The following is a 25867-nucleotide window of genomic DNA, read 5'->3' on the forward strand; positions in this document are numbered from 1 at the left end:
CCTAGGTCTTGGCCGCAGTTTCATTCAGCCACAGGCCCATGCCGAGGTCGATCAATGCGCGGCGCAGCGCCACGCTGCCTTCTCGGCTGATGGCCCCATCGCGGCGTTTGTGCGCCGATTCGTACTGCATCGGGGACANCCCCGAAGCGCGGTAGATCTGCCGCGGACCTGGAAACCGATTCGGATCGCCAAGGGCAGCGGCGTAATTGGAGACTCTCACCACACCCCAGCCCGGCACCGAAATCAACGTGGCGTACGGACTTCGTGGCAGCAGCGCCGCCAATGCGGCCTCGGCTGCCTCGATCTGGGCGCTCAGATCGGTCAACAGCGCCAGGTCAGCAGCTAGTATCCGGCGGGCGATCACCGCGTCTCGGGTGGGTAGCGCGTCGCGTGCCGCGGCCACCAGACGCTCGGCGACCGGACGGCGCAGCGCCAGATTGCGGGTTGCGGCGAAGCGGATCAATCGGTTGACGCCGAGTGCGACCAACCGGGACGGGTCGGCGAACTCGGCGGCCACCAGCCGGCCGATCTTGGTACCCAGCACGTCAGGCAGCGCCAGGGTCAGTCCAGGAAACGCTCGGTCGAGCTGGCCGAGCAGCTGGTTCTTCGTCGCGGTACGCGTGGCTACCCGCCGACTTCGATGGGCGGCCCAGGCACTCAATTCGCCGATCACGACGTCGCGATCGGTCACCGGACTGCCGTGTCCGGCTAGCACGAGTTCGGTGATTGCCTCAAGGTCGATCACGTCGGTCTTGATCCGTCGTCGACCCTGCACTCGGCGCTGCTCGGCGACATGAGCAGGATTGAGCTCCAACACTTCCCACCCTGACGGCCACTGATGGTCGAGCACAGGACGGTGATAATGACCGGCCGCCTCCACACCGACCTTTACCCGCCCCAACGGCGGCATCGAGGCCATCGCCGCAGTCGCGACCGCGGTCAGACCAGATCGGTTCATCGCAAACTCCGACGGACCAAACAACCGATGGTGACGCGCATCGGTCACCGACAACAATGCCGAGCTCTTGCCGACATCAACGGCAACGACGATCGTGGAAGACGTGACTGGAGCAATCTGCACAGACACAACAACACCTCCGGAGCGTGTCAGGAGAGGTCCACGTGCCACAACACACGGACCCCAAACAGGAATCAGTTACAGATCCCTTCCTGACACCTCCGGAGGCATTTGAGAAGGACCAACTCGATCTATATCAGCGCGCGGAGCGTGTCAGGAGAGGTCCACGTGCCACAACACACGGACCCCAAACAGGAATCAGTTACAGATCCCTTCCTGACACCTCCGGAGGCATTTGAGAAGGACCAACTCGATCTATATCAGCGCTACCAGGTGCTGGTGCGCATCACGATCTCGGCGGCCAGCTGCGCCGTCGACTCCTGGGCGTTTCGCCGCCCCAGCAACTCGACCATCCGGTAGTCGCCGTATACGTAGCGCTGGCTGGCTTTGGCGACGGCGCGCGCCGCTGCGGTGCTGACGAGCGCGGTGGTGTTCATTTCCACCGGCGGGCAGTCGTTGTCGCGTACCACCCCGGCCTGGTCCGCGACGCGCGGGTGGCCGCGGTCGATGACCACCAGACCGATGAACCGATCCAGCCGGGTGGCAGCAAGCTCCCACGCCAGTTCGCCGCCGAGGCGGTCACCCACCAGCAGCGCCCACTTCACATCGAGCGCATCGAGGATGCCGATCACGGATTTCGCCGTCAGCCGTGGATCCGGTGCGATGACGATGGTCCGCAATGACGCGGTGTGCAGCCGCTGACACACCGCGTCGTATGCGGCGGGCGGACTGTTTGCGGCGCCGAGCACCACGACAAAGGATCCCTTGTCGGGGCCTGCGACATCGACGGGGATACCAATGCCGTCGACGGTGACCGTGGTGGGCGGCATTCGGGCCACGCTACCGCCGGCCATCATGCAGCGGGCGGTTTTTCGCCCCCAGCGGACGGCTCAGCTCGACTGGGCGCGCTCGGCCTGCTTGGCCATCACATCCAGAAACGTCTGCGGCAGCGAACCTTTGACGGGAATCGACGGATTGGGCGTCGGAAACGCGATCCCGAAAACCGCCGCGTCGCCGACGTTCTCGAACGAGAAGTAGACAGATTCCGTTGCATTGTTCAGTCGCATCGTCTGCTCGTACACCAGCGCGTCGGGCCTCGGTGTCTGCACTCTGGTGGTGGTCATCGGAATGCCGGGTGCCGACGGATCGAAGAACGTCTCATACCGCGCGCACCGGTCGGCGACGGCGGCTAACTTTTGGAGGTCCAGCCGCCAGGTCAACACCGTGATGACCATCCGCGCGCCGTCGAATGCGACGAGATACTCCCCTGCGCTACCGGGACCGCGTTCGGCCGAGTCGGCGATCGCCCGGGTCAGCCCGTCCGAGCAGCCTTCGGGCCGAGACAGCATCGCGGGTGGTGCGCCGGCGCCGTCGGCCTGGCCGGGTGCGCGTTCGATGCGTTCGTACTGCACGCCCTCGGGGAAGTCCCCGGGGGTCAGCAACATCTTTTCCAGCCGCGCGCCGGGCCAGGTGGCGGTGCCTGCGATCGGCTGGGCACAACTTGCCGTCATGAGTGCCGTGGCGACGAGGACGAACACCTTGCGCCAGGTCATGGGGTCAGCTTAGTGGCGATCGTTGGCAGGTCCGGGGCGCCGCGCTCCAGGAGGGCCATCACGGCGTCGACGTCGACGTGGCTCGTGATGAGGTCGGCCATCACGTCCAGTTGGGCGTCGCGGCGCGCGCGGACGTCGATGTCGTCGGCGACGACGAATCCGGTGCGCCCGGCCGCGGCCGCAGCGGCGGTGAGCCATCGCCGCCGCACGTCGTCATTGTCGAGCAGACCGTGCCAGTGGGTGCCGTAGACGGCTCCGCGACGAATTCCCACCGGCATGCCGGATTCGAACCAGTCGTCTTCGGTCGATCGGCTTACCCGGCCGTGATGAATTTCGTAGCCGTGCAGCGGGGCATCCCGATGACTTCCGTGATGATGCAACACCTTGTCGGCGTCGAACTCGATGTCGGCGTCGAGCACCGCGAGTCCGTCGACGCGGCCGGCGCGCGATTCCACCGTGTCATCGATGCGCCGGCAGAGCATCTGGAATCCCCCGCAGACCCCCAGCACCGCCTTGCCGGCGTGCGCGTGGGCCACGATCGCGTCGGCCAACCCGTGCTCCCGCAGCCAGGCCAGGTCCGTCACGGTCGACTTGCTGCCCGGCAACACGATGACATCGGCGTCGGCCAGATCGGCGGGATCACTGACCCAGCGCACCAGTACGCCGGGCTCACAGGCCAAGGCCTCGACGTCCGTCGAATTGGAGATGCGCGGTAACCGGACCACCGCCACCCGCAGCCACTGATGACCGCGCGGGGTCTGCGGGTCGCCGACGACGCGGTGCGCGAGCACCGACAGCGAATCCTCGGTGTCGAGCCACAGCCCGTCGCAGTACGGGATCACGCCGTAGGTGGGCCTGCCGGTCAGCTCGAACAGCTGCGTCAAGCCCGGTTCCAGCAGTGCGGGGTCGCCGCGGAACTTGTTGACCACGAAGCCGCAGACGAGCCGCTGGTCCTCCGGTTCGAGCACCGCGACCGTCCCGTACAGATGCGCCAGCAACCCGCCGCGGTCGATGTCGCCGACGACGATGACGGGAAGATTCGCGGCGCGGGCCAGCCCCATGTTGGCGATATCGGTTGCCCGCAGATTGATCTCGGCGGGCGAACCCGCGCCCTCGACGATCACCGCGTCGAATTCTTCTCGCAGCGCGCGCAATTCGTCGGCGACGACGGCGGCGAGACGCTCGCGATGGGTGAAGTAGTCGCGGGCGCCGACGGTGTCGGTCACGCGTCCGCGCACGACGAGTTGTGAGGTGCGGTCGCTGCCCGGCTTGAGGAGCACGGGATTGAAGCGAACGCTCGGCGCCAGCCCCGCTGCCCTGGCCTGCATCGCCTGCGCACGGCCGATCTCACCGCCTTCGACCGTGACCGCCGAGTTGTTCGACATGTTCTGCGCCTTGAACGGCGCGACGCGAATCCCCTTGCGCGCCAGCAGCCGACACAGTCCCGCGACGACCATGGACTTGCCGGCGTCAGACGTGGTGCCGGCGACCAGCAGCGCTCCCCCGGTCACGTTTCTCCCGCGAGCAGACGCAAACTGTCCGTACGGCCCGGCGTGTCGGGGCTCTTTGCGTCTGCTCGCGAGGGAAGTCTCACAGCTGGGTCAGGATTTCGGCGCCGTCGTCGGTGACCACCAGCGTGTGCTCGAACTGCGCGGTCCACTTCTTGTCCTTCGTGGCGACCGTCCAGTCGTCGTCCCAGATCTCGTAATCCAGCGAGCCGAGGTTGATCATCGGCTCGATCGTGAACGTCATGCCGGGCTCGAGCACCGTCTGCACGGCGGGCTGGTCGTAGTGCAGCACCACCAACCCGTTGTGGAAGGTGGTCCCGATGCCGTGACCGGTGAAATCACGAACGACGTTGTAGCCGAACCGGTTTGCATAGGACTCGATGACACGGCCGACCACCGAGAGCGCGCGGCCGGGTTTGACGGCCTTGATCGCACGCATGGTGGCCTCATGGGTGCGCTCGACGAGCAGCCGGTGCTCCTCGGACACGTTGCCAGCCAGGAAGGTGGCGTTGGTGTCACCGTGCACGCCGTCGATGTAAGCGGTCACGTCGACGTTGACGATGTCGCCGTCCTCGATCACCGTCGAGTCGGGGATGCCGTGGCAGATGATCTCGTTCAGCGACGTGCAGCACGACTTCGGATAGCCCTTGTAGCCCAGCGTCGACGGGTACGCACCGTGGTCGATCATGTAGTCGTGGGCGATACGGTCCAGCTCGTCCGTGGTGACGCCCGGCGCGACGGCCTTACCCGCCTCGGCCAGCGCACCCGCCGCGATCCGGCCCGCCACGCGCATCTTCTCGATCACCTCGGGGGTCTGCACCCACGGCTCGCTGCCCTCTTTGGCCGTCGGCTTCCAGGCGTACTCGGGCCGGGGAATCGAGTTGGGCACCGGCAGCGTCGGGGACACCACGCCCGGGCGAAGGGCGGTACGAACAGGCATGACGCCAGGATAGACGGCCGCGGCCAGTGGCTACTCGACGTGTAGCGACGACACCGCCGACCGCACGCGGGCGGGCAGCGACCCGCCGTGCACCAGCCAGTCGTCGAGAGCGATCCGCACCGACGCCATGGCCATCGCTCCGATCAGGCGCGGACGCGGATCGTCGGCCGTCAGATCGCCGAGCCTCGGCGCCACCAGTTCGGCGATCGCCGCCTCGTAGCGGAGGTAGCTCTGCAGCGTCCACGCACTCAACGCGGGCGAGGACCGGGTCAGGATCGCCAGCTCACGAACCTGCTCACTGACCGCGTCGAACCCCTCGCCGAGATCGCCGAATGCCGCCACCACCGCCCCGTGGGCCGACAGCTCAGCAGGCTGGCGTGCGACGGCCGCGGTGATCGTGGCCAGCCACCGGTTCGTCATCCCTTCGGCGACGGCATCTTCCTTGGAGCTGAAGTACCGGAAGAACGTCGCGCGACCGACCTCGGCCGTCTGCGCGATCTGTTCGACCGTCGTCGCCGCCAGGCCGACCTCGGCGACCAGTTCCGCCGCCGCCGTCGCGATCCGCACGCGGGTGGCCCGCTGCCGGCGGACGGTCAAACTTTCCCGCGAATTCTCTGGTGAGACGACGTCCATGATGAGACTATGTCTCACTATGGATACCGATGGCAATGAAGCCGCGCCGAAAACTCTGGAATCCTGGCATTTCGTCCAGCAAGTACTGGCCGACCTCACCAAGACGGTCATCGAGGACGCCATCGACGAGCGAGAGCTGATCGAGGGCCTTCAGGTAGTGGCCAAGGTGACCGGACTTTGCGCTGAGCTGTCCGTTCAGGCCGACACCGAACGTCCACTGTTCTTCGATATGTGCTCAGACACCCGGATGATCGGCGGCCCCAATCCCGACGGCCGATACCTGCTGGCGATGATCCGTGGCGATCGCGCCTATCGGGTGACCGGAACGCGGGGCAGCACCGCATACCTCGGACTGCAGGTTCTCGCGGGCACCGGTCTGACACCGCGCCGCATGGCCGGCTACGTCAGCGACACCGACCTGCTGCTGGATTCCGAGTCATTCGCGTTGGTGTTCTCCGCCGCAGAACCGCCGCCCGCCGTCCTCGGCGCGGCGCAGTGGATCCCGATCCCCGAGGACGCCTCGTCGATCGTCGTGCGTGAGTACATCGGCGATCCGGCCACCGAACACCCGGCGACCCTGCACATCGAGCCCGTTGACCCGGAACCGCTGCGCGCGATCACCGATGCCGATGCAGCAGAACAGTTCTCCGCGATGGGATGGTCCATCGTCAAGCTCGCGACCATGCACCGCACCATCAAGCCGGAGATGCTGACCCAGCCCAACGTCCTGTTGACCGCGGAGGCCGCCGACCTCGGCAGCGCCGACACCACGCCCGACAACCTGTACATGATCGGCAGTTTCGCGCTCGAACCCGATGAGTCGCTGGTGCTCGAATTCCGTCCGCCCGACACCCGGTACTGGAACGTCACGCTGGAAAGCATCTGGCACGAGTGCCTCGAGCCGAGACATCGCCACAGCTCCGTCACCAACAAGGGGTTGGTTCCCGACGACGACGGTGTCGCACGGATCGCCATCGGCGCAAACGACTTCGGACACGGGCACTGGCTGGACACCGGGGGCCGGCGGCGGGGCTTCATCGTCCTGCGATGGCTCGACAACCCCGAACCACCCGAGGTGAAGACCAGCGTGCGGCGCGGTGGGAGCGCATCATGAGCGCCGATCGTTTCCAGCCCGACCGGCTCATCGAACAGGCGTGCGAACAGGCGGGCAGTGACGACTTCGGCGGCGACGACAGCTGGCGCGAAGGGTTGGGGCTGCTCTGTGACGGGCTGGTTTCCGAGGCCCGCCTGAACGAGCTGGGCGTCGAGATCGCCGTGATGGACCTGGTCAACCCGATGGTCAGCCGGCTGCAGATCATGAAGTGGCGCAAGGAGAATCCCGATGTCGCCGCGCAGCCGATCAGCAGGCCGGTCTTCATCGTCGGGCAGCCCCGCACCGGCACCACGATCCTGTTCGACCTCCTCGCCCAGGACCCGGGCTTTCGGCCTCCGCTGACCTGGGAGGTGGACCATCCTCATCCGCTGCCGCGGCCGGAGACCTACGTCACCGACCCGCGCATCGCCGAAACCCAGGCGAGCATCGAGATGTCCGAGCAGATCGTTCCCGGCCTGCTCGCGTTTCATCCGATGGGAGCGCTGGTGGGCCAGGAGTGCGTGCGGATCACCGCAGGAGAGTTCTGCAGCATGATCTTCTCCGTTCAGTATCGGCTGCCGACCTATTACAAGTGGCTGTTGTACAAGGCGGACCATCACCCGGCTTACAGCTATCACCGAAAGTTCCTGCAGCACTTGCAGTCCGGAGTGCCGGGCGGGGCGTGTTCCTGGCTGTTGAAGTCGCCGGCGCATCTGTGGCAGCTCGACGCACTGGTCGCCGAGTATCCCGATGCGGTCATCGTGCAGACCCACCGCGACCCGCTGAACGTCATCTCGTCGATCAGTGCCCTGACGCATCATCTTCGCCGACTGGCGTCCAACGACAGCTCGATCACCGACTGCGCCGGCCAGTCGTGCGAGGAGATCGTGGTGGGGCTCGAGCGCGGTATGCGGCTGCGTGATTCGGAGGCGCTGGCCGGTCAGCAGATCATCGACGTGCAGTTCGCCGATTTCATCCGCGATCCGTTCGCCACCATCCGCGCGCTGTACGCCGAACTCGGACGTGAGCTGACGCCCGTCGCCGAGACCAACATGCGCGAGTTCCTGGCGGCGCATCCCGGCGACGGTGGCGGCAGCCGGTATACGTGGGCCGACACCGGTCTGGACGCGGGCGAGGTGCGTGAGCGGGTGCGCGAGTATCAGCAGCGATTCGCCGTGCCCGACGAACCGCTCAAGTGATCCGGCCGAAGCGCAAACCCTTGCGCGGGCCGCGGATGTCGACGGAGCCGCAGACCACCTTGCCGGTCAGGATCACGTGCGGGGAACCCTCCGCGGGGGCATCTTTGCGGTGATCGTGGGCGCTGCCGACGACGACCTCCACGTCGTCGATCGATGCGCTGGCGCCGTCGGGCAGACGCATGTCCAGCCCGCCGAACTTCAGGTCGAGTTCGACAACGACGATCGAGCCCGCGAAGCGCGCCTTGGTCAGATCCAGGTCGACCGATCCCATCCGCCGGTGCAGCGCCAGCCGCGTCGGCACGATCCACTCCCCCTGCCGCTTGAGCGAGCCCAGCACGCCGCGCAGTTCCACCCGGTCGGTGGCCGTGGTGACGATCGCCCCGGGTCCGGGCAGGTCGCCCACGAGGGTGTCGAGGTCGGAATGCAGCCGCGCACGCGACACCAGCGCCGACCGCTCCTCGAACTCGTCGATGTCGATCAGACCGAGGGCAACGGCGTTGTGCAGCCTGCGTAGCGTTCCGTTGCGATCGGCATCGGAAACGCGCATCCCTGCCTGGTCATCAAGCCCGGTCATAACGGTTCAACGGTACCGTCCGATCGAACGGCGCACTGCCGCACCGGGTCAGGCCAGGTAGTTGTCGGGCAACGAGTCGAACATGGTCTTGAGCATCCGCACCGCGTATTCGGAGGATCCGCCGCCGACGATCAACGCGGCGAACGCCATGTCACCGCGGTAACCGGCGAACCACGAATGCGAGCCGCCGGCGAACTCGGCCTCACCGGTCTTACCGCGTACGTCGCCGACGCCTTGGAGATCCTTGGCGGTGCCGTTGGTGACCACCAAGCGCATCATCGGTCGCAGGCCATCGAGGATCTTGGGGCTGATCGGCGTCTGGTCGCCCGCGATTTCCGTCGGCCGGCCTTCGATCAGTTGTGGCACAGGCGTTTTCCCCGCTGCGACGGTCGCCGAAGCCAGCGCCATCCCGAACGGGCTGACCACCACCTTGCCCTGCCCGAATCCGTCTTCGGTGCGTTCGGCGAGGTCCACCGTCGGCGGCACCGAACCCGTCACCGTGGTCAGGCCCTCGATCTTGTAGTCCGTGCCGATGCCGTACTTGGCGGCCGCCTGCGTCAGCCCGCGCGGTGGCATTCGGCTGGCCAGCTCGGCGAACGTGGTGTTGCACGAACTGGCGAAGGCCCGCGACAACGGCACGGTGCCGAGGTCGAAGCCGCCGTAGTTGGGCACCGTGCGGTGGCCGATGTCCATGGTGCCTGGGCAGGGCAGCAGCGTGTTGGGGGTGGCCATGTCACGTTCGATCGCGGCACCGGCTGTGACCATCTTGAACGTCGACCCTGGCGGGTAGAGGCCCGTCGTGGCCAGCGGACCCTGCGCGTCGGCTGCGGCGTTCTGTGCGACAGCGAGGATCTCGCCGGTGGACGGCTTGATCGCGACGATCATCGCCTGCTTGCCGGTGATGTTGACGGCGTTCTGGGCGGCGTTCTGCACAGCCCGGTCCAGGCTGATCGTGATCGACGGCGCGGGTTGGGCGGGCACCTCGTTGAGCACGTCGACGTCGACGCCGTTCTGGTTGACGCTGACGACGCGCCAGCCGGGCTCGCCGTCGAGATCGTCGACGACCGCCTTCTTGACCTCGTTGATGATGGCCGGTGCGAAAGTCTCGTCGGTGGGCAGCAATTCGGCCTGCGGCGTGATCACCACGCCCGGCATTTTCCCGATGGCGCCTGCGACCCGGTCGTGATCGGATTGGCGGAGCGTGATCAGGTACATCGGCTCCTTCGACGAGCTGGCCTGCTCGGCGAGTCGCTGCGGGTCCAGGGTGTTGTCGAACGGTCGCAGCGCGTCGACGACGGCGCGCGACGTTGTCATCAGCGACTCGCCCGCGGCCTTGGCGTCGAGCGAGAAGCTGTACAGATAGCCGGGCACCAGCACATCGGTGCCGCTGCGTTCGTTCACCGAGGCTCGCCGGGGCGGATCCGCGCGCAGCGCCAGCGTCTGGTTCTCACCGAGCTTGGGGTGTACGCCCGTCGCGCTCCAGCGCACTTCCCAGCGGCCCTCGTTGCGGACCATGTTGAGCTGCCCGTCGTAGGTCCAGGTGCGGTCCTTGGGCAGGTGCCAGGTGTAGCGGTAGGTGACGCTGCCGGTGTCCTCGGCGTATTTCGAGCTGAGGATCTGGGCGTCGAGGTGGGTTGCCTGCAGCCCCGCCCATGCGTTGTTCAGCGCCTGGCGTGTGTCCGTCGGCCGGTCGCTGAGCTCTGCGGCGGCCGCGGTATCACCTTTGACCAGGGCGGCGAGGAACTGCTTTGCCGTCGGTTCAGGTCCGTTGGGCTTGGGGGTACAGGCGGTGAGCGCCCCGAGGGTCACTCCGACCGCCGCGACCATCAACAGCGCCGATACACGTGATACTGAAGTTGCCATTGAGGCAGATGTTACGAATTCGAGACCCCAATATCGCGGAGGCGCGCAACGGTATCCACGAATTGCAGACAAAGTTCGAGAGCAGCCCTGCAAATCGTGGTTAGCGATGCGGGCAAGACAGGCAGACCCGGGGCCCTATGCCCCAGCGGCGGGTGCGCGCACCACCAGCGGCACGGCCGGGAAGTACGCGGCCATCTCCGTACGCGACTTGCGAAGCACCGCAGTGCCGTAGCCCTGCTTGCGATGGTCGGGGTGGATCCAGATCCGCACGTTGACCTCGCCGGAGATCAGATCGCCGAACGCCATGCCGACCTTTTGTGAACCGTGGACCGCGACCAGCCACGCTGCCTCTTCGGCGTGGACCTTCGCGAGGCCGGCGCGGATCTCGTCTTCGAGATCCCCGGCCGGTGCGCGCGACCCGTCGCCGGCTTCCCGCATGTCCGCGGTGCGCGCAGCGAAGATGTCGCGGTCGGTGTCCGGCGAGAACGGGCGCAGCACCATGCTGTCCACCGAGCTCGCGGGCTCACCCATGGTGAAGCTCAGCTGGTTGTTCAGATCCTCGAGTTCGGCTGCGATCCTGCGCCGACCCACCTTGGTGAGCCGGTCGAACGACAGGCGCAACGCGGCTTCGGCGGCGGTCGCCGACGTGCCGAGATGACTTGCGATGGCCTCGATTGCGGCGTCGTAGTCCTCGGACTCGACGACGACGTCGAGGAGTTCGTGGCGCCGCTCGAGCGCACGCACCAGAGCGTCGGCGATCTCCCGACGCGCAACTCTTGGATCCTCGAAGGTCATGACCACGACCTTAAAGGCACTTGCAAATCAGTCGAGCAGAACGGTCGCGAACGTGCCGACTTGAGTGAAGCCGATGCGGTCGTAGGTGGCACGGGCGACGGTGTTGAAACTGTTGACGTACAGGCTCGCGGTGCGTCCGCCACGTACCACCGCCGCCGCCAGCGTCGCTGTGCCCGCGGTACCGATTCCGCGACCCCGCCAGTCGGGATGCACCCACACGCCCTGGATCTGACCGACCGACGGGGACTGCGATCCCACCTCGGCCTTGAAGATCACCTCGCCGCGTTCGAAGCGCGCCCACGCCCGACCCGCGGCGATCAACCCCGCGACGCGGCGCCGGTACCCGCGGCCGCCGTCGCCGATCCGCGGGTCGATGCCGACCTCGCCGATGAACATGTCGATGGCCGCGACCAGGTAGGCGTCGAGCTCGTCGGCGCGCACCTGGCGCACCGCCGGATCAGTCGGACAGACGGGCGGCGTGCTCAACGCCATCAACGGTTGGTGTTCGCGGACGTCGCGCGCCGCGCCCCAGGCGGGCTCGAGCCGCTGCCACATCGGCAGCACCATCTCGGCGCGGCCGACCAACGACGAGCACCGCCGCGGCGTGCTCATCGCCTTGTCGGCGAACGCATACATGGCGTCGGCTCCGCCGCGCAGCGGAATCAGATTCGGCCCTGCGTAACAGAGGGATTCGGTCGGTCGCTGACGGGTCCAGAGCTCGCCGCCGATCGCCGCAGGCTCGATTCCATGCTCGAGTACTCGCGACGCGACCATGCAGCTGCCCACCGGATCCTCGTCGAGGACGCGATATACCTCCCGCGCTTCGCGGACCACAGAGACCCGTCGCTCATCGATGCGGCGAAACAGCGGAGGAGCCGACATGGAGACTCTTTCTAACCGATCCCGGCAGGTGCGGTGACCCCTGTTCGATGTCGCCGCCGAGGCAGCTCCATGCTCACAGAGTCACCATCAGCTTACGGTCACGACAGGCGAACCGCTGGCGTCTGATCCGGGCGAAGTACCCATTTCTTCGGCAAGCCTCAACGCCTCCTCGATCAGTGTCTCGACGATCTGTGCCTCGGGCACCGTCTTGATGACCTCGCCCTTCACGAAGATCTGGCCCTTGCCGTTCCCCGACGCGACACCGAGGTCGGCCTCCCGCGCCTCACCCGGTCCGTTCACGACACAGCCCATGACCGCAACGCGCAGCGGAACTTCCATGCCTTCCAGGCCTGCGGTCACTTCGTTGGCCAGGGTGTAGACGTCGACCTGCGCCCGGCCGCACGACGGGCACGACACGATCTCCAGGCCCCGCGGCCGCAGGTTCAACGACTCGAGGATCTGGTTGCCGACTTTGACCTCTTCGGCGGGCGGCGCGGACAGCGAGACGCGGATGGTGTCGCCGATGCCCTTGGACAGCAGCGCACCGAAGGCGACAGCCGACTTGATGGTGCCCTGAAACGCCGGCCCGGCTTCGGTGACGCCGAGGTGCAGCGGGTAATCGGTCTTGGAGGCCAACAGCTCGTAGGCGGCGACCATGACGACGGGGTCGTTGTGCTTGACGCTGATCTTGATGTCGCCGAAGCCGTGTTCCTCGAACAGCGAGGCCTCCCACAGCGCGGACTCGACCAGCGCCTCCGGCGTCGCCTTGCCGTACTTCTCCATGAAGCGCTTGTCCAGCGAGCCGGCGTTGACCCCGATCCTGATCGGAATGCCCGCTGCCCCAGCCGCTTTCGCGACCTCCTTGACCCGGCCGTCGAACTCCTTGATGTTGCCGGGGTTGACGCGGACGGCGGCGCAGCCGGCGTCGATCGCCGCGAAGATGTACTTGGGCTGGAAGTGGATGTCTGCGATGACGGGGATCTTCGACTTCTTCGCGATCGCGGGCAGCGCGTCGGCGTCCTCCTGACGCGGGCACGCGACGCGGACGATGTCGCAGCCCGACGCGGTCAGCTCGGCGATCTGCTGCAGTGTCGCGTTGATGTCGTGCGTCTTGGTGGTGCACATCGACTGCACCGCGATCGGGTAGTCGCTGCCCACGCCGACGTCGCGCACCATCAGCTGGCGCGTCTTGCGGCGTGGAGCCAGGGTCGGCGCCGGCGGCGCCGGAATCCCCAGACCAATAGAGGTCAAGAGTCTTCTCCTACTGGAACAACCTGATCGGGTTGACCAGGTCAGCGGTGACGGTCAGCAGCATGTAGCCGACCACCACGAACAAGATTACGTACGTGGCGGGCATCAGCTTGAGGTAGTTGACGGGGGCCGCAGCCACCCTGCCGCGCGCCGACCGAATCGTATTGCGGATCTTCTCGAACACGGCGATCGCGATGTGCCCGCCGTCGAACGGCAGCAGCGGCAGCAGGTTGATCGCCCCGAGCACGAAGTTCAGCTGGGCCAGGAAGAACCAGAACGCCACCCACAGCCCGGCATCGACGGTGTCACCACCGATGATGCTGGCGCCGACCACGCTGATCGGCGTCTCGGGATCGCGTTCCCCGCCGCCGATGGAGTGCACCAGCGCGCCGACCTTGGTCGGGATCTTGGCCAGCGATTTCGCCAGCTCAACGGATAGATCACCGGTGAACGCGAACGTGGCGGGGACCGCCGACAACGGGTTGTACTGCGTCGGCCCGAAGTCTGCCGCGGCGATACCGATGGCCCCGACGGTTGTCGGCTGGTCGCCGTCGCCGACGAACCGCTGCGTCTGGGTGACGTCGACGACCGTGCTGTTCGGCTGGCCGTCACGCTCGTAGCCGATGGTGGTCGGACCCGATGCGGCCTGCAGGGCGGTGCGCGCTTCGTCGAAGGTGGCGACGGGCTTGTCGCCAACCTTGACGATCACGTCGCCCGCGCGGATACCGGCCTCGGCCGCAGGGCCGGGACCGGTGCAGTCGGCCACCTTGTCCTTCGCGATCTGCGATGCGACACAACCAGTTTCACCGACGATCGCCTGCGTGGGTGGGTGCAGGTTGGGCAGCCCCCAGATCACGGCGATGGCGTAGATCAGGACCAGTCCGACGATGAAGTTCATCGCGGGGCCCGCAGCCAGCACGGCGACGCGTTTCCATGTCTTCTGCAGGTACATCGCGTAGCGGCGGTCTTCGGGTGCGATCTCGTCGATCGAGGTCATGCCGGCGATATCGCAGAAGCCGCCGAGCGGGACGGCTTTGACTCCGTACTCGGTCTCCCCCAGCTTGTTGGGTCGGCGGGTCGACCACAGGGTGGGGCCGAAGCCCACGAAGTAGCGGCGCACCTTCATCCCGGTGGCGCGCGCCACCCACATGTGGCCGCATTCGTGCAGTGCAACCGACACGAGGATGCACAACGCGAACGCGATGATGCCGAGCACGAACATCATGAGGTGAGCAGTCCTTTTCTTGAAATCTCCCGCTCGACTTCGCGCTTTGCCCGCTCGCGGGCCCAGCGCTGGGCGTCGAGTACGTCTTCCACGGTAGCGGGTTCGGCGGCCCACTGGTCAGCAGCGCGCAGCACCTCGGCGATTGTTCGCACAATGGCCGGAAATCGGATGGTCCCATCGAGGAAGGCCGCCGCGGCCTCTTCGTTCGCTGCGTTGTACACCGCGGTGAGGCACCCGCCGCGCGCACCGGCGTGCCGGGCGAGGTCGACGGCTGGGAACACCTCGGCGTCCAGCGGCAGGAACTCCCAGGTCGAGGCCTGTGAGAAGTCGCAGGCCAGGGCCGCGCCGGTCACGCGGGCGGGCCAGCCCAGCGCCAAGGCGATCGGCAGCTTCATATCGGGCGGGCTGGCCTGAGCCAGGGTCGAGCCGTCGGTGAACGTCACCATCGAGTGCACGATCGACTGGGGGTGGACCACCACCTCGATGCGGTCGTAGTCGACGCCGAACAGCAGGTGGGTCTCGATGAGCTCGAGTCCCTTGTTGACCAGCGTCGCTGAGTTCAGCGTGTTCATCGGCCCCATCGACCAGGTCGGATGCTTACCCGCCTGTTCGGGGGTGACGGAGTCGAGATCGTCGGCCGACCAGCCGAGGAACGGACCGCCCGACGCGGTGAGCACGATCTTCGCGACCTCGTCGGGCGTACCGCCGCGCAGGCACTGCGCCATGGCCGAGTGTTCGGAGTCGACGGGGACGATCTGGCCGGGTTCGGCGGCTTTGAGTACCAGCGGACCGCCCGCGACCAGCGATTCCTTGTTGGCCAGCGCGAGCCGGGCACCGCCGGCCAAGGCCGCCAGCGTGGGTTCGAGGCCGAGGGCGCCGACCAGCGCGTTCAGCACGACGTCGACGCCGGTCGTCTCGTAGGCGTTCTCGACCAGGCGGGTGACCGCGTCAGGGCCCGCGAAGGTGACGTCACCGACCTGTGCGGCGGCTGCGGTGTCGGCGACGGCGACATTCGTCACACCGGTTTCGGCGCGCTGCTTGGCGAGCAGCTCAGGGTTGCCACCGCCGGCGGCCAGCCCGACCACCTCGAACCGGTCCTGGTTGGCGGCGATGACCTCCAGCGCCTGGGTGCCGATGGAGCCCGTGCTGCCGAGAATCAGCACCCGCACTCGGTCATTCCCCGCGCCACTTCGTTCCAGCCCGCCGGACCTACTCACCGATCTATTGTGACGCTCCCCGACCGAAGCGGCCCCATCCGCTCGGGTCGTCCTGAGCCGCAGCCGCAAATGTGACGCAAATGTGACCGAGTCGTCCGTCGCCCATCCGTGTCCGAGGTCACGTCGAATCCCCGTCGTCAACCGCAGGATGGCGGCCCGCGCCATCGACAGACAAGGGATGGGGACAGCAATGAGAACAGTTCACCGCAAGGCAATCGCCGCCGCCGGTCTGGGTGCACTCGCGATGTTCGGCGCAGTGTCGTGTTCCAGTGACAGTTCAACGGAGGCCGGTTCGACCACGTCGGCCGCGACGGAGCCCGCATCGCCCGTCGCCGCAGCGCCAAATGCCACTCCGATGGCCGACCCCTGAGCGAACCTCGTGGGTACCGGCTGCGCGGCGTACGCCGAGCAGGTGCCGACCGGGCCTGGCTCGGTGACCGGCATGGCCGCCGACCCGGTGGCGATCGCGGCGTCGAACAACCCGATGCTCAAGACGCTGACGCAGGCGCTGTCGGGTCAGCTGAATCCGAACGTGAACCTCGTCGACACGTTGAACAGCAGTCCGGGGCTGACGGTGTTCGCGCCGACGGACGACGCCTTCGCCAAGATCGATCCGGCCACCATCGAAACCCTCAAGACCGATTCGGACCTGCTGACCAGCATCCTGACCTATCACGTGGTCGAGGGTCAGGCCAGCCCGTCGGCGGTCGCCGGTGAGCACCCGACGCTCGAGGGCGACGCGGTGACGGTGACCGGAGCCGGGCCCGACCTGAAGGTCAACGACGCCGGACTGGTGTGCGGCGGCGTCCAGACCGGCAACGCGACCGTCTACATGATCGACACAGTTCTGATGCCGCCGGCCAACTAGGCCACCTCTCACTTCTCACTTCTCCTCGCGAGCTGGGCCCACACGAAGTAGGGGAACGCAAAAGTCCCCGACACGCCGTGTTTTTCCGGACTTTTGCGTCTGCTCGCCCACATAAGGGACGCCCATGTTCACGCTTGCATTGATCGGCTTTCTCGGCGGACTGATCACCGGCATCTCGCCGTGCATCCTCCCCGTCCTGCCGGTGATCTTCTTCTCCGGCACGCAGAGCGCTCGTGCCGACGCCTCCCCCGGCGGCGTCGCGCTCGAGACCAAGCCGACACTGTCGGACAGGCTGCGGCCGTACCGCGTGATCGCCGGCCTGGTGCTGAGTTTCAGCGTCGTGACGTTGGCGGGTTCGGCGCTGCTGTCGCTGCTGCACCTGCCGCAGGACGCGATCCGGTGGGTCGCGCTGATCGCGTTGGTGTTGATCGGCGTCGGGTTGATCTTCCCCAAGTTCGAAGCCCTCCTCGAGAAGCCGTTCTCCAAGCTGCCGCAGAAGCAGTTCGGCTCCGGCAGCAGCGGTTTCGGGCTCGGGCTGGCGCTGGGCGTGCTCTATGTGCCCTGCGCGGGACCGGTGTTGGCGGCGATCGTCATCGCGGGAGCCACCGGCACCATCGGCATACCAACGATCGTGTTGACCCTGTCGTTCGCCGTCGGTGCGGCGCTGCCGCTGCTGTTCTTCGCCCTGGCCGGCCGTCGCGTCGCTGAGCGAGTGGCGGCATTCCGCAGCCGTCAGCGCCAGATCCGCATCACCGCGGGCGTCGTGACGATCCTCTTGGCCGTCGCGTTGGCGTTCAACGTCCCCGCCGCGCTGCAGCGCGCGATCCCCGACTACACCAGCACACTGCAAGAGCGAGTGGGTGGCGACGAGCAGATCCGCGAGAAGCTCAACCTGGCGGGGCTGGTCAACGACCAGAACCGGGAACTCGAGAACTGCACCAACGGCGCACCCGAGCTGGAGAGCTGCGGCACCGCGCCCGACATCAAGAACATCACCGCGTGGCTGAATACGCCGAACGGCGCCGCGGTCGATCTGAAGTCGTTGCGCGGCAAGGTCGTTCTCATCGACTTCTGGGCGTACTCGTGCATCAACTGCCAGCGCGCCGCGCCCCACATCGTCGACTGGTATGACACCTACCGCGATCTCGGGTTCGAGGTGATCGGCGTGCACACCCCGGAGTACGCCTTCGAACGCGTCGAGGGCAACGTGGCAGCTGGCGCCCGGGACCTCAGCATCACCTATCCGGTGGCGCTGGACAACGGCTATTCGACGTGGACGAACTACCGCAACCGGTACTGGCCGGCCAAGTACCTCGTTGACGCCAACGGCACGGTGCGCCACATCAAGTTCGGGGAAGGCGACTACGACACCACCGAGCGCCTCATCCGCCAGTTGCTCGCCGATGCCAACCCTGGCGCACAATTGCCGCCCCCGGTCGACGCCGAGGACACCACACCTCAAGTTGAGACGACACCCGAGACGTACCTCAGCGTGGGCAAGGTCGTCAACTACGGCGGAACCGGTCGTTACGACGAAGGAACATCGAATTTCACTTTTCCGCAACAACTTCGGCAGGACAGCTTCGCGCTCAACGGTGACTGGACGCTCGACTATCAGGGCGCGACGTCGCGCGGCGAGTCGGCCATCGCGCTGAACTACCACGCCAAGGACGTCTACATCGTCGCAGGCGGCGAGGGCACCCTGACGGTGTCCCGCAACGGCAAGACCACCGAGGTACCCATCAGCGGCCCGCCGACTCTGCACCAGATAGTCGGCGATCCGGAGGTTGCGCAGGGGCAGCTCGAGGTCGCGGTACCTGCTGGCCTACAGGTCTTTTCGTTCACCTATGGCTGATGACCCATCCGCATCGCCATCGGCTCCGAATAGCCAACGAAGGAAAAACGAGGCGGCATCGGCCGCTCGCAACGAAAGGAAGAGATCTCATGCACGCAAAGAAGGCTCTGGGGGTTGGGTTCGCAGCGATTGCCGCGGTCGGATTGTCTCTCGGCACCGCGACGACCGCGCAAGCCGAATTGGTGGGCACCGGCTGTTCGGCCTACGCGCAGCAGGTACCGACCGGGCCGGGTTCCGTCCAGGGCATGGCGATGGATCCCGTCGCGGTGGCCGCCTCGAACAACCCGATGCTGACCACGCTGACCAAAGCGCTTTCCGGGCAGTTGAATCCGCAGGTGAACCTTGTCGACACGCTCAACGGCGGCGAGTTCACGGTGTTCGCACCCACCGATGCCGCATTCGCCAAGATCGATCCCGCGACCATCGAGAAGCTGAAGACCGATGCGCCACTGCTGACAAGCATCCTCACCTACCACGTGGTGCCGGGGCAGGCCGCGCCCGCGCAGATCGCCGGCACGCACACCACGGTGCAGGGCGCCGACGTGACGGTCAGCGGCCAGGGCAACAACCTGAAGGTCAACAACGCATCCGTGGTCTGCGGCGGCGTGCAGACCGCCAACGCGACGGTGTACATGATTGACACCGTCCTGATGCCGCCGTCGAATTGATCTGCGGCACAACCTGAACCAGGATGGCGGCCCGCGTTACCCCCAGCGCGGGTCGCCTTCCCTGCCGTAGTCCGGTCAGCGCCTGGCGGCGGACGGATCGACAGTCGCCTCGATCTTGCAGACCAGGCCGTCGCGCACCGTCAGCACCAGCACCGCGAACAGCCGGCGATTCATGAATGCCAGCAGCGCCGGCTGTCCCGCCGGACCGGTGACCAACGTGGCGCCGTGCCCGAGGTAACGCAACAGATTGACGGCGACATCGTGCGGCCCGTGGTTCACCTGCGGCGGCGGTGCCCCATCGCCGAGCAGGGTGCCCGCACCCCACACCGTCGGATCCAGCACCGCCGTCAACGCCTGCAGGTCACCGTTCGCACACGCAGTGATGAACTTCTCGGCCACTGCTTGATGTTCGGTGTCGCTGACGTCGGCGACGCGCGGTGAGGCATCGGAGAACTTCGCTCGCGCACGTCTGGCCAGTTGCCGACATGTGCCTTCGGGCCGGCCGACTGTTTCGGCGATCTCGGTGAACGGCATCTGGAATACGTCGTGCAGCACGAAGGCCACCCGCTCGGCGGGACTCAGTCGGCGCAACATCTCCCACAGCGCCGTGCGGACCTCGTCGTCGAGGGTGACCCGATCGGCGGGCTCCAGGTCCGCGGCGGCGGCGACATCGAGTTCGCCGGTCTCGTCGGGCCTTTCGTACCGGACGCGGGCGGAACGCAACTGGTCCAGGCAGAGCCGACCGGCGACGACGGTCAACCACGCGCGGACGTCGTCGATCTGCGCCGCATCCGTGCGCGCCAACCGCAGGAACGCCTCCTGCGCGACGTCCTCGGCGTCACCGACGTCGCCCAGCATCTGGTAAGCGAGATTCACCAGGTACGGACGGTGGCTGCGCCATGCGACGTCAACGCCCTCGGCATTACTCATGATCTGTAGACGAAACAGGGCGGCGAAAAGTTACGACGGCGACGTGTAACTTTCCGCGACGCCGCGTCGTCCTTGGTGGCATGAACGCAATTCTTGTCACGGGCGCCACCGGCAACGTCGGCCGCCCTCTGGTTTCGCAACTCGTCGATGCGGGGGCCGACGTCCGCGCGGTCACCCGTGATCCCGACTCTGCGGATCTTCCCGCCCAGGTTCAGGTGGTGACCTCGGCCGCCGACGGTCTCGCCGGGGCGTCCGCGGTGTTCCTGAACTCGCGCGCACTCGGCGATGACCTCACCTCGTTGGTGCGAGCGGCCCGGCGGGCCGGCATCACCCGACTCGTCGCCCTGTCCGCGATCAACGCCGACGACGACTTCTCCCGACAACCGTCGCGATTCCGCGGCGATCGCAACAAGGAGGTCGAACAGCTCGCCGTCGACTCCGGCCTCGAGTGGGTGAGCCTGCGGCCCACGGTGTTCGTCACCAACTTCGTCGGCATGTGGGCACCGCAGATCGCGGCCGGCGACGTTGTCAGCGGTCCGTATGCGACGGCGTCGACCGCCCCGATCGCCGAAAGCGATATCGCCGCGGTCGCCGCGCGCGCTCTGCTCACCGACGAGCTTGTCGGACAGAAGATTCCGCTGACCGGCCCCCAGAGCCTGACCAATACCGAACTCGTCGAGATCATCGGCGGCGTTCTCGGGCGACGGCTGTCCTACCGCGAGATACCCGCCGAGGAGGTACGGCGCCACTTCGTCGCGGCCAACTTCCCGCCCGAATTCGCCGACGCCTACCTCGCCCTGCTCGCGGCGACCGTCGACACACCAGCCTTGGTGACCCACGACGTCGAGAAGATCCTCGGCCGCCCAGCCCAGCCGTTCGCCGACGAGGTTTCGGCACACCAGGAACTGTTCACGAAAAATCAAGGGAACGAACATGTCTGATCGTCGTCCACCGTGGTATCTCAAGCCGATGAACCGCTTCGTCAAGGCGATTCAGAAGGCCGGCATCCCTGCGGGGCCGTCCCAGATCTTGACGGTGCCGGGCCGGAAGTCGGGAAAGCCGCGCAGCACACCGATGACACCGTTCGAACACGACGGCGGCCTCTACACCGTCGCCGGCTATCCCGGTGCGGACTGGGCCGCCAATGCCCGCGCGGCAGGCGCGGGAACCCTCACCCGGGGCCGCAAGTCGCGGACGGTGAAGATCGTCGAGCTCAGTCCGCAGGACGCCGGGCCGGTGTTGCGCAGCTTCGCGGTGAAGGTTCCGGTCGGGGTCGGCTTCGCCAAGCGCTCGGGTCTGGTGCGCGACGGCACGCAGGAGGAATTCGAAGCGCTCGCAGGAGAGCTGGCGGTGTTCCGGATCGACCCCGTCAACTAGCCGGGTTGGCCTGCAGCTGCTGGTAGAGCGCGTGCATGTCCAGCTGGCCACGATGCGTGACGAGCATGTCGCCCTGAAAGCGGTCGATGTGGATCCCGGATATCGACACCTGGACACCGGTCGGCGCGATGCCCCGAAAGTCACCCGTGTGCGTGCCCACGAACCGGCAGCGGGAGACTCCGTGGGACCCGTCGACGAGAACCTCCTCGATTTCATGACGGGCGTCGGGAAAGCCGGCGGCGAACTCCTCGAGCCGGCCCATCCACTGGTCCCACCCGACAGGCCCGGCGCCACCGATATCGACGACCACCCGCGGTGACACCAGCGCCCGTAGCCTCGACCAATCGTGTCGGTCGATCGCGCCGTACAGGCTGTGTACGAGATCGCAGACCTCGTCACGCTCAAAGCTCATACCGTCACTCGTTTCGGGCGATTCATGTGCGCACCTTCTCGATGATGTTCTCGGCGAACCGCTCGATGGGCTCGCGGTAACGTTCGACGTCGGTTCCCGACGTGTCGACTCCACCCCACGGGCTGCACATCACCGCGGTGATGCCGATCTCCTCGGCGCGCTTGTACAGATCCGGTGTCGGTGGCTCCATCAAGGCCAGCATGATGTCGAACGGTTCGCCGTCCCTTCCGTATTCGCGTCGAAGGTCGGTGAGCTTTCGCGCATAGTCCGCCGCATCGTCCCAGCCGTACGCGTAGCCGACCCAGCCGTCGCAGAGCTTGGCCGCGCGTCGCAACGCCGCATCCGATTCACCTCCGCAGAGGATCGGCACCGGCGCCGAAGGATGAGGTTCGATCATCATCTCGGGCACGTGGTAGTGCTCGCCGCTCCACGACACCCAGCCACCGGCCCACATCGCGCGCAGCGCCGGGATCATCTCGTTGAGCCGCTTGCCGCGGGTGGCGAAGTCCTGGCCGAGCAGCTCGTACTCCTCCCGCATCCATCCGACGCCGACGGCGAGTGACACCCGGTTCTGCGACAGCACCGCGGCGGTGGCGACCTGCCTGGCCACCTCCAGCAGTGGTCGCGCGGGCGCAATGTATACGGCGTTGGAGAAGCGCAGCCGACTGGTGACCGCGGCCATCGCGCCGATCTGCACCCAGCAGTCCGGCCACGCCGTCTCCGGGGGCCACGGCGGCTTCCCGCTGGGGTGATCCGGGTACGGCGACGCCAGGTTGCGGGGATAGATGAGGTGGTCGGCGCACACCATGCCGTCATAGCCGGCCTCGTCGAGCATCCTCGCCACGGGCAGAATTTCTGACGTCTTCATGAACGGGGTGCCGGACCAGAACTGCATCCTGTTTCTCTACAGGGAAATTCGGGCAGCATCAATGACATGCCCACAGTGTTGTGGTTCCGGCGCGATCTGCGGCTGCGCGACCTGCCCGCCCTGCTGGACGCGGCCGCCCCCGACGGCGAGGTCCTCGCCTGCTATGTCCTGGACCCCCGGTTGACGGCATCGTCGGGGCAGCGCCGGCTGCAATACCTGTACGACGCCCTTCGAAATCTGCGTGACAGCCTCGACGGGCGGCTGCACGTAAGCCGCGGCCGTCCGGAGAAACGAATACCGGCATTGGCCAAGGCGATCGGTGCGACATCGGTGCACGTGTCCGGCGACTACGCCCCGTTCGGACGTCGGCGCGACGACGCGGTTCGCGAAGCGCTGGGCGATATCCCGCTGGAGGCCACCGGATCGCCCTATCTGGTGTCGCCGGGCAGAGTGACCAAGGACGACGGCACGCCCTACAAGGTGTTCACCCCGTACTTCGCCGCCTGGCGCAGACACGGTTGGCGGCCGCCGGCATCGACGGGCCCGAAATCCGCGCAGTGGATCGACCCCGATGACGTGCGCGGCGCGGTGGCGATCCCGGATCTCGGGATCGAGTTGGAACTGCCGGCCGGAGAGAGCGCGGCCAGGCGCGGTTGGAAATCGTTCGTGCAGAAGCAACTCGACGGCTACGACGAGAATCGCAACCGTCCGGACCTGCCCGCCACCAGTCGGATGTCGGCGCACCTCAAGTTCGGCACCATCCACCCGCGCACCATGGCGGCCGACCTCGGAAAGAGCGCGGGCGCGCAGGCGTACCTGCGTGAACTGGCGTTCCGGGACTTCTACGCCTCGGTTCTCAACGAATGGCCCAACAGCGCGTGGTGGAACTGGAACCCGTCCTTCGACAAGATCCAGGTCGACACCGACGAGCACGCTCACGAATTGTTCGATGCGTGGAAGGCGGGCCGAACGGGCTACCCCATCGTCGACGCCGGCATGCGGCAGCTGGCGGAGACCGGCTTCATGCACAACCGGGTGCGCATGATCGTGGCGTCGTTTCTGGTCAAGGATCTGCACCTGCCGTGGCAGTGGGGCGCGCGCTGGTTCCTCGACCAACTGGTCGACGGCGATATGGCCAACAATCAGCACGGGTGGCAGTGGGCAGCGGGCTGCGGCACCGACGCCGCGCCGTACTTCCGGGTGTTCAACCCGACGACACAGGGTGAGAAGTTCGATCCCCACGGTGATTACGTGCGCCGGTGGGTCCCCGACGTCGACGATGAGGACTACCCGGAGCCGATCGTCGACCACAAGACCGAGCGGGCCGAGGCCCTGCGCCGCTACGGGCAGATCACTTGACGATCTGCCCGCCGTCGACCGGCAACGCCACCCCCGTGACATACCGGCCCGCCGCGCCGCACAGGTAGACCATCGTGTCGCTGATGACCTCGGGCTCGACCGGCGGGTTGGCCAGCAGGGGTTGCTGCGACGGACTGAAGTTCGGATGCTCGACGGACCACTCCGCCATCGCCTCGTTGTAGATCATGGGTGTGGCGACGCCGCCCGGATGCACTGTGTTCACGCGAATATTCTTCTCGGCCAATGCTATTGCGAAATGGCGCATGATGCCGATCACGCCGTGCTTGGCGGCGGTGTATCCGGCCGCACCGTGGCTGGCCGTGCCGAAGTCGACGGTCACCGGCTTGAAACCGGCTGCGGAGCTGGTGATCACGATGGCCCCGCCCTCGCCGTGCGCCAACATCGCGGGCAGCGCGGCAACGATCGTGTAGTAGACACCGTTGAGCATCACGTTCACCGCGTCGACAAACGCTCCGATCTGGGTGCCCTGTTCCCCAGCGGCCGGCAGGATCCCCGCGTTCGCAAGGACGAAGTCGATCCGCCCGAACTCGGCCACCCCGTTGGCCACAACTGCCTTGAGCCGCTCCAGATCACGGACGTCGGCGCGTTCGGCGACAATGCGGCGCCCGGTCTTCTCGACCAGGTTGACCGTCTCCTCGAGGTCCTCCGGGGTCGCCATCGGATACGCGACGCTGTCCAGCTGGTCGCACAGGTCCACCGCGATGATGTCGGCGCCCTCTTCGGCGAACCGGACGGCGTGTGCCCGTCCCTGCCCCCGCGCAGCGCCGGTGATGAACGCGACTTTGCCCTCGAACTGATCAGTCATGACGCAAGACCCTACGCACGTGTGTAGTACCTCCCTAACACCCGTATGCCAGAATGTCGGCAGTTGTCCGCCCACCATGAGGAGCAAGCGTGGCCACCACCGAGGTCGAACGACGCACCGTCAGCAACAACGTTGACGTCGAAGATGTGCCGTCCGCCGAATGGGGCTGGTCGAAGGAGAACCACAAGCTGATCCACATCGGCGGGCTGATCGCTGCGGCGTTCCTGCTGGCCATGCTGCGTGGCAACCACGTGGGACACGTCGAAGATGCCTTTCTGATCGGCTTCGCCACGCTGATCCTCGTCCTGGTCGGGCGCGACTGGTGGCTGCGTCGCCGCGGCTGGATCCGCTAGACGGAATACAACGGGCGCAGCGCGTCCGGGCCGAGGCTGAACAGCGTCTCGGTGCCCGTGACCGGGCCGTTCGACGCCCGCGCCGCCCCTAGGGCGTGCGCCTTGAACGCTCGGGCCGCCGAACTCAGCTGGTGCTCGACCGGGTCTGCCTGACGACCGAAGTCGGTCGGCCAATCCTCGCCCCACACGGTCACGTGGGTCATGCCGCTCTCCACGGCGCCGACCACGCCCGCGCGGATTCGATCGTCGGCCAGGGCAGCGGTGCTGATCGCCAGCGCGCCGTCGCGTGATGCCGTCTTGATCACGTCCAGCAACTCTGCGTCGACCTCCAGTGGCGATGCACCCAGGATCGCGAGGGGCCGAGTTTCGTGGTCGTCGGTGAGCACCACCTTGACGTCCCATCCGGCCCTCGCCCTGTCACACATCCACCCGCCTGCCGATCCGACCACGTCGGCAACACTGCAGGCGACCACGGTCAGCTGGTAGCAGCGGCCCCCGATGGGGTTCGACTCGTTGAGCGGCAGAGGCACCTATGCAGCG

At 66.8% G+C, this 25867-nt stretch carries 25 protein-coding genes and 2 pseudogenes; 9 read left to right on the plus strand and 18 right to left on the minus strand.

Annotated features, from left to right (window positions below; translation table 11 throughout):
• Nucleotides 1–7: 7 nt before the first annotated feature.
• The 6 genes and pseudogenes from H7J93_RS11630 to H7J93_RS11655 form a co-directional block, all read right to left on the minus strand.
• Nucleotides 8–1087: pseudogene (locus H7J93_RS11630) on the minus strand (IS110 family transposase); the annotation flags it as partial.
• A 257-nt stretch (nucleotides 1088–1344) separates the two neighbouring features.
• Nucleotides 1345–1908, minus strand: a complete 564-nt coding sequence (locus H7J93_RS11635; protein WP_267306438.1) for an alpha/beta fold hydrolase — start codon at nucleotides 1906–1908, stop codon at nucleotides 1345–1347.
• A 60-nt stretch (nucleotides 1909–1968) separates the two neighbouring features.
• Nucleotides 1969–2631: a hypothetical protein gene (locus H7J93_RS11640; RefSeq protein WP_267306439.1), complete on the minus strand. Its 663-nt coding sequence runs from the start codon at nucleotides 2629–2631 to the stop codon at nucleotides 1969–1971.
• Nucleotides 2628–4142 (minus strand): cobyric acid synthase, encoded by a 1515-nt coding sequence (locus H7J93_RS11645; RefSeq protein WP_267306440.1) that lies wholly within the window; start codon nucleotides 4140–4142, stop codon nucleotides 2628–2630. Before H7J93_RS11645 ends, H7J93_RS11640 begins: the two co-directional genes overlap by 4 nt.
• Nucleotides 4143–4221: 79 nt before the next feature.
• Complete coding sequence (gene map / locus H7J93_RS11650; RefSeq protein WP_267306441.1) at nucleotides 4222–5079, minus strand: type I methionyl aminopeptidase; 858 nt, start codon at nucleotides 5077–5079, stop codon at nucleotides 4222–4224.
• Between the two features lie 30 nt (nucleotides 5080–5109).
• The gene (locus H7J93_RS11655; RefSeq protein ID WP_267306442.1) at nucleotides 5110–5712 is read right to left on the minus strand and encodes a TetR family transcriptional regulator; all 603 of its coding nucleotides are present in this window, start codon (nucleotides 5710–5712) and stop codon (nucleotides 5110–5112) included.
• A gap of 19 nt (nucleotides 5713–5731) precedes the next feature.
• Between H7J93_RS11655 and H7J93_RS11660 the strand changes: the two genes are divergently transcribed.
• Nucleotides 5732–6826: a DUF1214 domain-containing protein gene (locus H7J93_RS11660; RefSeq protein ID WP_267306443.1), complete on the plus strand. Its 1095-nt coding sequence runs from the start codon at nucleotides 5732–5734 to the stop codon at nucleotides 6824–6826.
• Complete coding sequence (locus H7J93_RS11665; protein WP_267306975.1) at nucleotides 6820–8004, plus strand: sulfotransferase family protein; 1185 nt, start codon at nucleotides 6820–6822, stop codon at nucleotides 8002–8004. The genes H7J93_RS11660 and H7J93_RS11665 overlap by 7 nt, the downstream gene beginning before the upstream one ends.
• On the opposite strand, the gene H7J93_RS11670 is transcribed toward H7J93_RS11665, so the two are convergent.
• The 7 genes from H7J93_RS11670 to dxr all read right to left on the minus strand — a co-directional run bounded on the left by H7J93_RS11670 (nucleotide 7997) and on the right by dxr (nucleotide 15793).
• Nucleotides 7997–8578 (minus strand): DUF1707 SHOCT-like domain-containing protein, encoded by a 582-nt coding sequence (locus H7J93_RS11670; protein ID WP_267306444.1) that lies wholly within the window; start codon nucleotides 8576–8578, stop codon nucleotides 7997–7999. The two genes, H7J93_RS11665 and H7J93_RS11670, sit on opposite strands and share 8 nt — an antisense overlap.
• 48 nt (nucleotides 8579–8626) lie before the next feature.
• A complete protein-coding gene (locus H7J93_RS11675; protein ID WP_267306445.1) occupies nucleotides 8627–10441 on the minus strand; it encodes a penicillin-binding transpeptidase domain-containing protein in 1815 nt (604 codons plus the stop codon).
• A gap of 135 nt (nucleotides 10442–10576) precedes the next feature.
• Nucleotides 10577–11236: a GNAT family N-acetyltransferase gene (locus H7J93_RS11680; protein ID WP_267306446.1), complete on the minus strand. Its 660-nt coding sequence runs from the start codon at nucleotides 11234–11236 to the stop codon at nucleotides 10577–10579.
• A 27-nt stretch (nucleotides 11237–11263) separates the two neighbouring features.
• Complete coding sequence (locus H7J93_RS11685) at nucleotides 11264–12118, minus strand: GNAT family N-acetyltransferase (protein ID WP_267306447.1); 855 nt, start codon at nucleotides 12116–12118, stop codon at nucleotides 11264–11266.
• Nucleotides 12119–12205: 87 nt separating this feature from the next.
• On the minus strand, nucleotides 12206–13369 hold the full coding sequence (gene ispG, locus H7J93_RS11690; protein WP_267306448.1) for a flavodoxin-dependent (E)-4-hydroxy-3-methylbut-2-enyl-diphosphate synthase: 1164 nt from the start codon (nucleotides 13367–13369) through the stop codon (nucleotides 12206–12208).
• A gap of 10 nt (nucleotides 13370–13379) precedes the next feature.
• A complete protein-coding gene (locus tag H7J93_RS11695) occupies nucleotides 13380–14594 on the minus strand; it encodes a M50 family metallopeptidase (protein WP_267306449.1) in 1215 nt (404 codons plus the stop codon).
• Nucleotides 14591–15793, minus strand: coding sequence for a 1-deoxy-D-xylulose-5-phosphate reductoisomerase (gene dxr, locus H7J93_RS11700; RefSeq protein WP_267306976.1), 1203 nt, complete (start codon nucleotides 15791–15793; stop codon nucleotides 14591–14593). The genes H7J93_RS11695 and dxr overlap by 4 nt, the downstream gene beginning before the upstream one ends.
• 208 nt (nucleotides 15794–16001) lie before the next feature.
• On the opposite strand from dxr, the pseudogene H7J93_RS11705 reads away from it, so the two are divergent.
• The 3 genes and pseudogenes from H7J93_RS11705 to H7J93_RS11715 all read left to right on the plus strand — a co-directional run bounded on the left by H7J93_RS11705 (nucleotide 16002) and on the right by H7J93_RS11715 (nucleotide 19202).
• Nucleotides 16002–16679 (plus strand): annotated as a pseudogene (locus tag H7J93_RS11705) (fasciclin domain-containing protein).
• A 124-nt stretch (nucleotides 16680–16803) separates the two neighbouring features.
• Nucleotides 16804–18534 carry a cytochrome c biogenesis protein CcdA gene (locus H7J93_RS11710; protein ID WP_267306450.1) on the plus strand — a complete coding sequence of 577 codons (1731 nt, stop codon included), beginning with the start codon at nucleotides 16804–16806 and terminating at the stop codon, nucleotides 18532–18534.
• 89 nt (nucleotides 18535–18623) lie between these two features.
• Entirely contained in the window at nucleotides 18624–19202 is a 579-nt protein-coding gene (locus tag H7J93_RS11715; RefSeq protein ID WP_267306451.1) for a fasciclin domain-containing protein, read from the plus strand.
• 75 nt (nucleotides 19203–19277) lie between these two features.
• Here the strand turns inward: H7J93_RS11715 and sigI are convergent, their stop codons facing one another.
• Nucleotides 19278–20132: an RNA polymerase sigma factor SigI gene (gene sigI / locus H7J93_RS11720; protein WP_267306452.1), complete on the minus strand. Its 855-nt coding sequence runs from the start codon at nucleotides 20130–20132 to the stop codon at nucleotides 19278–19280.
• An 80-nt stretch (nucleotides 20133–20212) separates the two neighbouring features.
• On the opposite strand from sigI, the gene H7J93_RS11725 reads away from it, so the two are divergent.
• The gene (locus tag H7J93_RS11725) at nucleotides 20213–21073 is read left to right on the plus strand and encodes an NmrA family NAD(P)-binding protein (RefSeq protein ID WP_267306453.1); all 861 of its coding nucleotides are present in this window, start codon (nucleotides 20213–20215) and stop codon (nucleotides 21071–21073) included.
• Entirely contained in the window at nucleotides 21066–21509 is a 444-nt protein-coding gene (locus H7J93_RS11730; RefSeq protein ID WP_267306454.1) for a nitroreductase family deazaflavin-dependent oxidoreductase, read from the plus strand. The genes H7J93_RS11725 and H7J93_RS11730 overlap by 8 nt, the downstream gene beginning before the upstream one ends.
• Here the strand turns inward: H7J93_RS11730 and H7J93_RS11735 are convergent.
• The gene (locus H7J93_RS11735) at nucleotides 21502–21921 is read right to left on the minus strand and encodes an ester cyclase (protein WP_267306455.1); all 420 of its coding nucleotides are present in this window, start codon (nucleotides 21919–21921) and stop codon (nucleotides 21502–21504) included. The genes H7J93_RS11730 and H7J93_RS11735 overlap by 8 nt on opposite strands.
• Before the next feature lie 22 nt (nucleotides 21922–21943).
• Nucleotides 21944–22816 carry a TIGR03619 family F420-dependent LLM class oxidoreductase gene (locus H7J93_RS11740; RefSeq protein WP_267306456.1) on the minus strand — a complete coding sequence of 291 codons (873 nt, stop codon included), beginning with the start codon at nucleotides 22814–22816 and terminating at the stop codon, nucleotides 21944–21946.
• Nucleotides 22817–22855: 39 nt separating this feature from the next.
• Between H7J93_RS11740 and H7J93_RS11745 the strand changes: the two genes are divergently transcribed.
• A complete protein-coding gene (locus H7J93_RS11745) occupies nucleotides 22856–24148 on the plus strand; it encodes a cryptochrome/photolyase family protein (RefSeq protein ID WP_267306457.1) in 1293 nt (430 codons plus the stop codon).
• On the opposite strand, the gene H7J93_RS11750 is transcribed toward H7J93_RS11745, so the two are convergent.
• Nucleotides 24141–24974, minus strand: a complete 834-nt coding sequence (locus tag H7J93_RS11750) for a mycofactocin-coupled SDR family oxidoreductase (protein WP_267306458.1) — start codon at nucleotides 24972–24974, stop codon at nucleotides 24141–24143. The genes H7J93_RS11745 and H7J93_RS11750 overlap by 8 nt on opposite strands.
• An 89-nt stretch (nucleotides 24975–25063) precedes the next feature.
• Between H7J93_RS11750 and H7J93_RS11755 the strand changes: the two genes are divergently transcribed.
• Nucleotides 25064–25327, plus strand: coding sequence for a DUF2631 domain-containing protein (locus H7J93_RS11755; RefSeq protein ID WP_267306459.1), 264 nt, complete (start codon nucleotides 25064–25066; stop codon nucleotides 25325–25327).
• Here the strand turns inward: H7J93_RS11755 and H7J93_RS11760 are convergent.
• The gene (locus H7J93_RS11760) at nucleotides 25324–25857 is read right to left on the minus strand and encodes a hypothetical protein (RefSeq protein WP_267306460.1); all 534 of its coding nucleotides are present in this window, start codon (nucleotides 25855–25857) and stop codon (nucleotides 25324–25326) included. The two genes, H7J93_RS11755 and H7J93_RS11760, sit on opposite strands and share 4 nt — an antisense overlap.
• Nucleotides 25858–25867 lie beyond the last annotated feature (10 nt).

This window comes from Mycobacterium barrassiae, assembly GCF_025822765.1.
Taxonomy (GTDB): Bacteria; Actinomycetota; Actinomycetes; order Mycobacteriales; family Mycobacteriaceae; genus Mycobacterium; species Mycobacterium barrassiae.